Annotated in this window: 10 protein-coding genes; 5 read left to right on the forward strand and 5 right to left on the reverse strand. The window is 59.4% G+C overall.

The window, feature by feature from the left end:
• Nucleotides 1–45: 45 nt before the first annotated feature.
• The 4 genes from NE850_RS12465 to NE850_RS12480 all read right to left on the reverse strand — a co-directional run bounded on the left by NE850_RS12465 (nucleotide 46) and on the right by NE850_RS12480 (nucleotide 4,586).
• On the reverse strand, nucleotides 46–747 hold the full coding sequence (locus NE850_RS12465; protein ID WP_007175833.1) for a GntR family transcriptional regulator: 702 nt from the start codon (nucleotides 745–747) through the stop codon (nucleotides 46–48).
• 68 nt (nucleotides 748–815) lie between these two features.
• A complete protein-coding gene (ilvC, locus tag NE850_RS12470; protein ID WP_007175834.1) occupies nucleotides 816–1,829 on the reverse strand; it encodes a ketol-acid reductoisomerase in 1,014 nt (337 codons plus the stop codon).
• Between the two features lie 105 nt (nucleotides 1,830–1,934).
• Nucleotides 1,935–2,945, reverse strand: a complete 1,011-nt coding sequence (locus NE850_RS12475) for a PDR/VanB family oxidoreductase (RefSeq protein ID WP_310698812.1) — start codon at nucleotides 2,943–2,945, stop codon at nucleotides 1,935–1,937.
• Nucleotides 2,946–3,041: 96 nt separating this feature from the next.
• The gene (locus NE850_RS12480; RefSeq protein ID WP_165185087.1) at nucleotides 3,042–4,586 is read right to left on the reverse strand and encodes a Rieske 2Fe-2S domain-containing protein; all 1,545 of its coding nucleotides are present in this window, start codon (nucleotides 4,584–4,586) and stop codon (nucleotides 3,042–3,044) included.
• Nucleotides 4,587–4,895: 309 nt separating this feature from the next.
• Between NE850_RS12480 and NE850_RS12485 the strand changes: the two genes are divergently transcribed.
• Nucleotides 4,896–5,171, forward strand: coding sequence for a hypothetical protein (locus tag NE850_RS12485; RefSeq protein WP_310698813.1), 276 nt, complete (start codon nucleotides 4,896–4,898; stop codon nucleotides 5,169–5,171).
• On the opposite strand, the gene ppa is transcribed toward NE850_RS12485, so the two are convergent.
• A complete protein-coding gene (ppa, locus tag NE850_RS12490; protein ID WP_007175837.1) occupies nucleotides 5,159–5,686 on the reverse strand; it encodes an inorganic diphosphatase in 528 nt (175 codons plus the stop codon). The genes NE850_RS12485 and ppa overlap by 13 nt on opposite strands.
• A gap of 254 nt (nucleotides 5,687–5,940) precedes the next feature.
• Between ppa and NE850_RS12495 the strand changes: the two genes are divergently transcribed.
• The 4 genes from NE850_RS12495 to NE850_RS12510 all read left to right on the forward strand — a co-directional run bounded on the left by NE850_RS12495 (nucleotide 5,941) and on the right by NE850_RS12510 (nucleotide 11,212).
• Entirely contained in the window at nucleotides 5,941–7,380 is a 1,440-nt protein-coding gene (locus tag NE850_RS12495) for an aldehyde dehydrogenase family protein (protein ID WP_007175838.1), read from the forward strand.
• Between the two features lie 50 nt (nucleotides 7,381–7,430).
• Nucleotides 7,431–8,189, forward strand: a complete 759-nt coding sequence (locus NE850_RS12500) for an SDR family oxidoreductase (protein WP_310698814.1) — start codon at nucleotides 7,431–7,433, stop codon at nucleotides 8,187–8,189.
• 154 nt (nucleotides 8,190–8,343) lie between these two features.
• Entirely contained in the window at nucleotides 8,344–9,663 is a 1,320-nt protein-coding gene (locus tag NE850_RS12505; RefSeq protein ID WP_310698815.1) for an MFS transporter, read from the forward strand.
• A 157-nt stretch (nucleotides 9,664–9,820) separates the two neighbouring features.
• Nucleotides 9,821–11,212 carry a hypothetical protein gene (locus tag NE850_RS12510; RefSeq protein ID WP_310698816.1) on the forward strand — a complete coding sequence of 464 codons (1,392 nt, stop codon included), beginning with the start codon at nucleotides 9,821–9,823 and terminating at the stop codon, nucleotides 11,210–11,212.
• Nucleotide 11,213: the final 1 nt, after the last annotated feature.

The raw sequence follows: 11,213 nt of genomic DNA on the forward strand, positions 1-11,213 counted from the left end.
CCGGCGATGTAACCATCACCGCCGGCATGACCTGCAATACAAACATCAGGCGACCGACTCATTCGCTTCGGCCGATAAATTGAGAACACCGAGCAATGCATCGAACTGACCGGCGACCAACTGGCTTGCATGTTTCGCATGCCCGCCCGAGAGACGTTCCGCTAGTGCGCAATCCCCCGCTTCTATGGCGTTGGCGATTGCCGCATGCTCGTCCCAGATTGACGGGCGCTGACCGGGCGCCTGCAGTACAGCACCCATGACGCGCCGGATATGCACCCAGTGACCATGTGCCGTCTGCGCAATCAGACGATTTCCAGAAGCGGCGTAGACGGCAAAGTGAAACTCCATATCCGCGTCGATCATCGCGTGAACGTTGCCCGTCTGCGCTGCCTTGCGGCCGCGCTCAATGAGTTTCGGGTCGAGCCGCGCGCCGGCGCCGGCAGCGAGCCCGGCCGCGAGCCTATCCAAAGCTCCGCGAATTTCGTAAAGGTCGGCGAGTGCCGATGCTTCCAGGGGTGCGACAAGCAGACCACGGCCGGGAGCATCCTGCACAAGTCCGTCTTTCTTGAGCAGTCGCAGCGCCTGCAACACCGGCGAGCGCGACACGGAGAGCTGCTCCGCAATGTCTTCCTGCGTCAGGCGTGTTCCGGGTGCGAGAGAGCCATCGCAGATTGCGCCGAGGAGTACCTCATAGACTTCCTCTACGTAATCGGGCCGCGGTTGAATCTTGAGCAGTTTCGATGTCATGGTTTCACTTTCCTTGACGACGGCATGGATTTATCCGGCGATATGCCCATGCCTGCTTCGCTGGGAACTCAGTTCTTCGAGCGGTCGACCAAAGCGCCTTTGCTAATCCAGGGCATCATGGCGCGAAGTTTCGCCCCAACGATTTCGATCTCGTGATTGGCGCTCAGGCGACGGCGAGCCTGCAGCGTCGGCGCGCCGGCTTTGTTCTCGAGGATGAAGCTCTTTGCGTACTCACCGGTCTGAATGTCATGCAGCACCGACTTCATGGCCTGCTTCGTCGATTCGGTGATGATTCGCGGACCGGTTTGATATTCCCCGAACTCGGCGTTGTTCGAGATGCCGTAGTTCATGTTGGCAATACCGCCCTCGTAAATGAGGTCCACGATGAGCTTTACTTCATGCAAACATTCGAAGTAGGCCATCTCCGGCGCGTAGCCGGCTTCAACCAACACTTCGAATCCAGTCTTGATGAGGTCGACAAGACCGCCGCAGAGTACCGCCTGTTCACCGAAGAGATCCGTTTCTGTCTCTTCGAGGAAGCTGGTTTCGATGATGCCCGCACGCCCACCGCCAATCGCTGCAGCGTAGGCGAGCGCGACTTCGCGAACAGAGCCTGACGGATTCTGCGCAACCGCGATGAGATGAGGCACACCACCGCCCGACACAAAGGTGCTGCGCACGGTATGGCCTGGTGCCTTCGGCGCGACCATCATCACGTCGAGGTCGGGGCGGGGGGCGACCTGACCGTAGTGAATGTTGAAGCCGTGTGCAAAGCCCAGGACCGCGCCTTTCCGGGCGTTCGGCTCCACTTCTTCGCGATACACATCTGCAATGCGTTCATCGGGAAGCAGCATCATGATGACGTCGGCCTCTTTTACGGCATCCGCTACCGTCTTGACGCGCAGGCCGGCGTTCTCCGCCTTGGTCCATGAAGCGCCTTTACGCAGACCGACGCTTACGTCAATGCCGCTGTCCTTCAGGTTCAGGGCATGTGCGTGGCCCTGCGAGCCGTAACCGATGACCGCAACGCTTTTGCTTTTCAAAAGAGAAAGGTCGGCATCCTTATCGTAATAAACTTTCATGCTGTTTCCAGAGGTTTGCGCCAAGGGCGCTGCTGCGTAAGTACGCGAAGAAGAAGTCGCCTCGATACGGCGGGCGGCCCCGTTAATTCAACTAGCTATCGCCTCTTAAAGGTCGAGCACGAGTGTTTTGCTTACCGGCCGTGATACGCACGCAGTGAGGTATTCCTGCCGTTCTTCTTCGCTGAGAATGAAGTCGTTGTGCTCGACTTCGCCATCCCGATAGCGAACCTTGCACGTCGCGCACAAGCCGGCGCAACATGAAGTCGGAACTTCGACCCCAACTGCATTCAGCGCTTCAGCGAGGCTCTGGTCCGCTCCAACATGTATGACCTGACCGGTGCTTGCAATGGTGACGTCGCAACCATCCGCGGATTCCACGCTGGCAGGTGCACGCCTCGGCTGCTCGGGCGCCTTGAAGTGCTCGAAATGCACTGTGCCTTTGGGCCAATGGCTAGCCGCATCCGCACATGCCTTCATGAAGCCGGAGGGTCCGCAGTAATAGACGTGCATTCCAGAAGAAGGCTGCGACAGCAGCTTCGCCAGATCTAGCTGGTTGCGTTTTTCGCCGTCGTCGAAGTGATAGTGCAACTTGCCGGTGCTCAGCATGGTTGCGAGCTCTTCGCTGAATGCTGCCGCTTCGCGACTTCGTGCGCAGTAGTGCATTTCAAAGTCGACGTGATGCGCTTCGAGCTCGTGCGCCATCGCCTTGAGCGGCGTCACACCAATGCCGCCGGCAATCAGAATGACTTTCTTCGCATTGCCGTCCAGCGAAAAGTGATTCCGCGGCCGGCTGATGGTGACAATATCCCCTGCTGCTACGTCGTCATGCATGGAGCGTGAACCACCGCGTCCGGCTTCGTCTTTCAAAACCGCAATGACATAGCGGTGACGCTCGGCTGGCGGGTTGCACAGTGAATACTGGCGGATAACGCCGTTCTTCAGATGGACGTCGATGTGCGAACCGGCTTCGAACGGCGGAAGCTTCTCGCCTCCGGGGCTCGTCAACTCATACGAGTTGATACCTTTCCCTTCGTACCGTACCTGCTTCACACGTACATCCAGCGTGCCTGCTTCGATATCCTGAATGGCCTCTTCCGTTTCCAGTGAGGTTTCCATCGTCATCTCCCTTCCTGGCTGGCGCCTGGCCGCTCAACAACGGAGCGGCCAGGCGCAGCTAGTGTCTGATCAATCCCGTACAAAAGACGCAATGCTTCAGCTCTTCAGCGACTGTTCGAGCTCTTCAAATTTCCCGCGCACGAATTCGGCGCGTGCGGTGCCCTTGAGGGTGTCGCTCTCGGTGAGAATTGCGACGACGGTTTTCAGGACTTTCCGGCGACGGGCGACTTCATCCTCGACCGTTTCGCCTTCAGCAATTTCGAACACGTTGCCGGTGCAATAGCTGTTGGGCGCGCCGCCGAGTTCGCGGAACCACTCGGCGAACCCGTGAGCGGATGCCGCCGCGTTCGTGCCCCGCACTGCGTCGCGCAACATCTTGCGGAACTGATAAAGGCCGGCGTCGAACTTGGTCGGGTTTTCAAGCGAATGGACAGCGATAGGCCGCTGGCTGATGATGGCCTCATAGTCGCCAGGCGCGTATTGCGCGTCCTTATAGGTTGCGCGCTCCCGGTGATTCGGCGGGATGGGCGGCAGGTCTTCGAGCTTGTATTTGCCAAAGCGCTCAGGACGGCGCATCGCCACCTGGCCTTCGAGAAAGTCGATGGTCTCGTACCCGACCAGTTCCTTGTTGCCGATACCACGGGTGTCGATGCCCGGGCCCATTACACGCCAGCCGATCATCTTGCTGTTTTCGTCGTCAACAGGGACTGTCCAGCGGATGATGTGGAATCGGCTGAAGAGCTTTTTCTTCGAACCGTCTTCGGACGTATAGGCATGCAGGCTCAGGTTCGGCAGCACCTGATGCTGAACGCGCACGAAAAGCTTGTCTTTGTCGACCCGACGAGCGCCCGCACAAGCGAGGCTGCGACCGCCCTGAACCGGGACAAAATTCATGTCGGGAGCGACTTCCATCGACGCCGCGCCGACTTCGTCAAACGTCGTGCCCTGATAGTGACCATCCACCACATTCTTGCCGGAATGCAACGCCGTCGGATGGTAGTTGTCGGCCGCGTTGTCCTGTACCTGTAGCCAGTTGCAGTGCTGGAAGTTGCTGTATGCGACCAGCTCGTCACCCTCCGCTACCGTGAAATCGCCTTCCCACTCGGGGAAAGGCGGCTCGTCATCCGGCGGACCCATGTAGGCGAACACCAGGCCGTTGCGTTCGACTGCCTTGTAAGCGCCCTGACGAATCGAACAGGCGAACTTTTCGGCCTCTTTCTCCTCGCCCTTCGGGAAAGGAACGTGAAGGCAGGTGCCGTCCACGTCGAAGACCATGCCGTGGTAGCAGCACATGATGCCGTGCTCCTGAATCGCACCATATTCGAGCGACGCACCGCGGTGCACGCAATGTGCATGCAGCACACCGACCCGGCCGCTTTTATCCCGGAACGCCACGAGTTCTTCGTTCAGGATTTTGAGGAAGCGCGGCGTATCGGTGAGCTCCAGAGACATGCACACCGGGTGCCAGAAGCGGCGCATGAACTCGCCCATCGGGGTGCCCGGACCGGTTTCGGTCAGTTCGGGGTCGTGCTCAGGCACCTTGTTCGTGTAGTACCCGCCGAAAGGGATCAGCTTCTTTGCGACCGGGGCGGAGCCACCCGTGCGCTTCTGCTCATCCATCTTGTCTGACTTGACGCTCATGTCTGATTTCCTCCAGTGATTGATAGGGACGCTCGGCCAGGCGGTTCATCTCTGAACGCCGGACTCGGAGTTTCGTGTTCCGAACTCTGTATCCAAAGAATATGGCCGAAATGCGCCGCTGTCTTGATAGGGTTAACGCCATGCGTCCCGAACTGCGAGACCTGATGTCGTGTCCGGATACACATGATGCGACGCACCATTAATTTGCAAGGGCGTTGATGTCAGGTCGCGTCTATAGGGTATTTCGGCGCGTTCACCCATGTTTCGGTGCAGCAAAATCGGCTAGCCCGAACTCGTCGATGCAGTGGCATGCCGCAGCTTCATGCTGCTTTCCGGAAAGGACTTTGCGCTTTTCTGGTACAAATCCGCAGCGTCGGAATGAACGAGGCGCTGTTCTGTGCTGCACAGCAGGGCCCCGCTGGCGCAGGGTTGCCGGCGGAAGAGCACTTGCGAACCTCAGCGCCGAAATCGGCTGCACAAATGCAAAGAGGCAAGCCGCTGTGGCTTGCCTCTCGGCAGTTAAACCTCTTTTCGCAAAGCGAAGCCAATCTTTCACTTTGCGGTGGCGCAGCTTACTTCTTGTAGTTCGCCGCGCCGTCCGTGATTTCCTTGTGCGCGGCTTCAATGCCCGCCCAGCCGTCGACCTTCACCCACTTGCCCTTTTCGAGCGCCTTGTATTGCTCGAAGAAGTGCTTGATCTGGTCTTTCAGGTAAGCGGGGACGTCGTCGATCGACTTCAGGTCGGCGGTCATCGGGCAGACCTTGTCGTGCGGGACCGCGACCAGCTTCGCGTCCACGCCGGATTCGTCGGTCATTTGCAGCATGCCGAGCGCGCGGGCGCGAACCACCGAGCCGGCCAGCAGCGGGAACGGCGTGATGACCAGCACGTCCACCGGGTCGCCGTCGCCCGACAGCGTTTGCGGAATGTAGCCGTAATTCGCCGGATAGCGCATGCCCGTGCTGATGAAACGGTCGACGTGCAGCAGGCCCGTTTCCTTATCGGCTTCGTACTTCACCGGATCGCTTTGCGCCGGGATTTCGATGATAACGTTGAAATCTTGCGGAAGGTCTTTGCCTGCGGGGACGTGATTGAAGCTCATGAGCGCTCTCTGGTGAGGATGGAATTCGGAACACGGCGTGCGGCACGCTCGCTCGAATGGCATGCATCGTGAAACTCGCCACGAGCGGCGGCGCTGCGGCCGGAAGTACTTAATGCGCCATTATAGCCAATCGGCCAATGGCACCCTTGATTGGATCGGGGAGATAATCGTCTGGCGTCTCTCTCGATTGTGCCTCTCGTTTGTGAACACCACGTAACCGCAAAGCGGTTCGCGTGACACCTCAAGGAGCATGCATGGAAGAAGCCCGACACTTCATCGGCGGAGAATGGTCCGCCGCATCAGGCGGCGAGACGATCGCCGTGCTCGATCCCTCGGACGGCCAACCCTTCACCCAACTGGCACGCGGCACCGCGGCGGATATCGACGCCGCCGTGCACGCCGCGCGCCGCGCTTTCGAAGGCGCGTGGGGCGAGGCCAGCGCAGCCGAACGCGGCCGCGTGCTGTACCGGCTGTCCATGCTGGTTGCCGCGCGCCAGGAAGAACTGGCGCTGCTCGAAGCCCGCGACACCGGCAAACCGCTCAAGCAGGCGCGCGCCGATTCGGCCGCCCTCGCCCGTTACTTCGAGTTCTACGCCGGCGCGGCGGACAAGCTGCACGGCGAAACGCTGCCGTACCAGACCGGCTACACGGTGCTGACAATCCGCGAGCCGCACGGCGTGACCGGCCATATCGTGCCGTGGAATTACCCCATGCAGATTTTCGGGCGCAGCGTGGGCGCGGCGCTCGCCGCCGGCAATGCCTGCGTCGTCAAACCGGCCGAAGATGCGTGCCTCTCCGTGCTGCGCGTCGCCGAACTGGCTGCCGAGGCGGGTTTGCCTGCCGGCGCGCTGAATATCGTCACCGGCTACGGCCATGAAGCGGGCGCGGCGCTCGCGCGTCATCCGGGCATCGATCACATATCGTTTACCGGGTCGCCGGAAACCGGCAAGCTCGTCACGCAGATGGCCGCCGAGAATCACGTGCCGGTCACGCTCGAACTCGGCGGCAAGTCGCCGCAAATCGTGTTCGCCGACGCGGATCTCGACGCGGCGCTGCCCGTGCTGGTGTCGGCGATCGTGCAGAACGCGGGGCAAACCTGCTCGGCGGGCAGCCGCGTGCTGATCGACCGGTCCATTTACGAACCCTTGCTCGACCGGCTGAGCAGCGCGTTTCATGCGTTGCGGGTCGGCCCTTCGCATGCCGATCTGGACTGCGGACCGCTGATCAGCGCGAAACAGCAGCGGCGCGTGTGGGATTTTCTCTCGGACGCGCAGCACGACGGCATTCCTATGGCGGCGCAAGGCGAGGTGATTCCCGAGGCGCCGGAAAGCGGCTTCTATCAGGCGCCCACGCTGTTGCGCGACGTGCCCGCCAGCCACCGCCTCGCGCGCGACGAAGTATTCGGCCCCGTGCTCGCCGCCATGTCCTTCAGCGGCGAGGACGAAGCGCTTGCGCTCGCCAACGGCACGCCATTTGGTCTGGTCGCCGGTATCTGGACGCGCGACGGTGCACGGCAGATGCGGCTCGCGCGCCGCCTGCGCTCCGGCCAGGTGTTCATCAACAACTATGGCGCGGGCGGCGGCGTCGAACTGCCGTTCGGCGGCGTCAAGCATTCGGGCCACGGGCGGGAAAAGGGATTCGAAGCGCTGTATGGCTTTACCGTGCTGAAAACCATTGCGATCCGGCACGGTTAGTCGCGAGTCACGCACTTGCATCACCATCCACAACAAACAACGGAGACACTATGCGGTTGACAGGAAAAACAGCCATCGTCACGGGTGGCGGCTCGGGTTTCGGCGAAGGCATTGCCAAGACCTACGCACGCGAAGGCGCGAACGTGGTGGTCAACGATCTGAACGGCCCGGCCGCCGAGCGCGTGGCAAGCGAAATCGCGCTGGCCGGCGGCAAGGCGATCGCGGTGACGGGCAACGTCGCCCGGCGCGAGGACTGGCAAAAGCTGCGCGAGGCCGCGCTCGAAGACTTCGGCAGCGTGCAGATCGTCGTCAACAACGCCGGCACCACGCACCGCAACAAGCCGGTGATGGAAGTCACAGAAGCCGAATTCGACCGCGTCTACGCGGTGAACGTGAAAAGCATCTACTGGAGCGTGCAGGAATTCGTGCCGTATTTCCGCGAGCAAGGCGGCGGCTGCTTCATCAATATTGCGTCCACGGCGGGTGTGCGGCCGCGCCCCGGGCTCGTCTGGTACAACGGCAGCAAAGGCGCGGTGATCATTGCGAGCAAGTCGCTGGCGGTCGAGCTGGGTCCGGACCGGATTCGGGTGAACTGCGTGAATCCGGTGATCGGCGAGACGGCGCTGCTGTCCGAATTCATGGGCGTGGAAGATACGCCGGAAAATCGCCAGCGCTTTCTCGCCGGCATTCCTCTCGGGCGTTTCTCGACGCCGCAGGATATTGCCAACGCCGCGCTTTATCTGGCTTCGGACGAGGCGGAGTTCATCACCGGCGTGTGTCTCGAAGTGGACGGCGGGCGCTGCGTGTAGCGCCGCGCCGGGCCCTTCAAGCGAGGGCAGCCGCTGCGCCGCCCTCGCCGCAGTCAGTGTTTTCCCCCGGTATCGATTCTTCGTGCAAACCACTCAGCGCGGATAGAATCGGTTGACGGCGGTACTTCATTTCCACAAGAAAAGAGGAGACACCATGGCTAGTCCCGCAAATCCGCTCCACCATCCCGGCGCGGGTGCGCCGCCTTCCACTTTCGAAGAGGCCACCTACCGCAAGGTCACCTGGCGGCTCGCGCCGCTTCTGATGCTCTGTTACGTGGTCGCGTATCTGGATCGCGTCAACGTCGGTTTCGCCAAGCTGCAAATGACCAGCGATCTTGGGCTGAGCGATGCGGTGTACGGATTCGGCGCGGGGATTTTCTTTGTCGGCTATTTCATCTTCGAGATTCCGAGCAATGTGATTTTGCATAAGGTCGGCGCACGGGTGTGGATTGCGCGGATCATGGTGTCGTGGGGCGTAATCTCCATGCTGACCATGTTCGTGACTACGCCGACGATGTTTTATGTGATGCGCTTTCTGCTCGGTCTGGCTGAAGCGGGGTTCTTTCCTGGGATCATTCTTTATCTGACGTACTGGTATCCGTCGCATCGGCGTGGGCGCATGACTACTTGGTTCATGACGGCGATTGCGTTGTCGGGTGTGATCGGCGGGCCGGTGTCGGGTTATATCCTTAAGACGTTTAACGGCGCCAACGGCTGGCATGGGTGGCAGTGGCTGTTTTTGCTCGAAGGGATTCCTTCGGTGATCGTCGGGATCATGGTGTTCGTCATGCTGGACGATCGGATCTCGAAGGCGAAGTGGCTAACCAAGGAAGAGCAGCAGTTGCTCGAGCGGCATGTGTCTGCGGAGGAAGCGAGTAAGCATGACATGCCGATTCGCGAGGTGCTCACGAGTGGGCGGGTGTTGATGCTCAGTCTGACGTACTTCTCGTTTGTGATGGGGTTGTATGGGGTGAGTTTCTGGTTGCCCACCATTATTAAGGCGACTGGGGTGACGGATGCTTTCATGATCGGGTTGCTGTCGGCAATTCCGTTCGCGGGGGCTGTGGTGGCGATGGTGTTTGTGTCGCGTAGTGCGGATAGGAAGCGGGAGCGGCGGTGGCATATTGCGCTGCCGGCGTTTGCGGGGGCGATTGGGTTGGTGCTTTCTGTCGTGTGGACGCATAACACTGTGTTGGCGATGGCTTCGCTGACGCTTGCGACGATGGGGATTCTTACTACCCTGCCGCTGTTTTGGAGTTTGCCTACGGCGATTTTGGCGGGGACGGGTGCGGCTGCCGGCATCGCGATGATTAATTCGATTGGGAATCTGGCGGGGTTTTTGAGTCCGTATGCGGTGGGGTGGCTTAAGCAGGCTACGGCGGCTAATGATTCGGGGATGTATATGCTGGCGGCGTTTATGGTGCTGGGTGGTTTGCTGGCGATTAGTGTGCCGGCGAAGATGGTTAATAAGTGAGGTATTCACGGAACCTCGCGCTGAACCCGAATGCGGCTCGGGACGAGCCGCATAGGAATTTACGCTAAAAAGCAACTCTTTCCCTTGCCAATGCTTTTGACTTCTCGTCGGTGCGCGGTAACATCCGCGCTGCACTATTACAAAGCACGAGGGCACAATGAGTGACACTAGTGGCAGCGACTATGGGTTAATCGCAAGTGGAATCGAACGAGTTTTTGAGCATCGAAAGAATTTTCTTGTGATCGGTTTGACCGGTCGTACCGGAAGCGGCTGCACGACAGCGGCAAAAATTCTGGCGACGGAGTCCTTCGCATCTTTAGCTTTGCCGACTGTTCAAAATCCGCCGTTATCTCACGAAGATCGCAAATTGAGAATCGTATCGCTGTGGGCACAGACTCACTGGCGACCATTTGTTACGGTGAGTGTCACTGCGGTGATCTTAGCGCTAGCTCTACGAGACGGACTTTCAAATTTGATCGGCGTAATTAAAAATGTCGATCCAGATGCGAAGATTTCAGAAATCGAGGCGCTGTTGGCTGCGGGCGAAGGCGACGTAAGAGATGCTTTTGACGTTGCTGAGAACGTACATGGGCCGAGGAGGAAGGACGTAGCGCAAGCGGCAGAGACCGTAACACACCGCATGTCCGCTGCGCTGGACGGTCTCAAACCTCTGCTTTCTAAACGTTCCGCTTATACAGAGTTGTTCCAGCGGCTAGGAAACAACGTGCGACGTTCGGGATCCCCCACTGCGGAGCATATTGATCCTGACAAAATCTTCACCATACCGGCTACCTTGAGTCTAGTGATTGGGGTAATTCGTGCCGACTTTGAGAGAAAAGGGGATGCGCAACGATACATCGTAATTGACGCGTTGCGGCATCCATACGAAATTCGGTATCTGCGCGAACGTATTTCTTCCTTCTACACTGTCGCTGTCAGCACGACTGATCGGGAGAGAGAACGCCGCCTTCACGCGCTGCAATTGACGGATGCGCAGGTCAAGCGGATCAGCGACATTGAATATCCAAACAAAATCGGGAAAGCCACGGACTATCAGCAACTCGTAAAGCAGAACATACAAGCCTGCCTCGAACTAGCGGACATATACATCTCGAATGTCAACAGCGATAGCGACCCGCACGTTGAGCTAACGCGGCAGTTGGTTCGATATGTAGCGCTAATGCAGCACCCTGGGCTTGTGACGCCAACGGCTGTCGAGCGGTGCATGCAGGCGGCGATTACTGCTCGCGCGAATTCTGGATGCATATCACGGCAGGTGGGCGCAGTGGTAACAGATGAGCATTTCTCCGTCAAAGCTATGGGATGGAACGACGTACCGCAAGGCCAAGTCCCTTGCCTCCTGCGCAATGTCGGTCATCTGATGCAGGGTAACTACGATAGAGCGGCCTACAGCGACTACGAACGTAAGCAACCGGTGAAGGCACCTTGCGCGACGCGAGCGGAATCTATGGAGCGGCTACGTCAGGTTTCCATCGATGAGGCAGCAACTCGTCGATGTCAGTGGCGAGTTGTGTTGGCAGGCGCGTGAG

Source organism: Paraburkholderia sp. USG1, assembly GCF_031570135.1.
Taxonomy (GTDB): domain Bacteria; phylum Pseudomonadota; class Gammaproteobacteria; order Burkholderiales; family Burkholderiaceae; genus Paraburkholderia; species Paraburkholderia dioscoreae.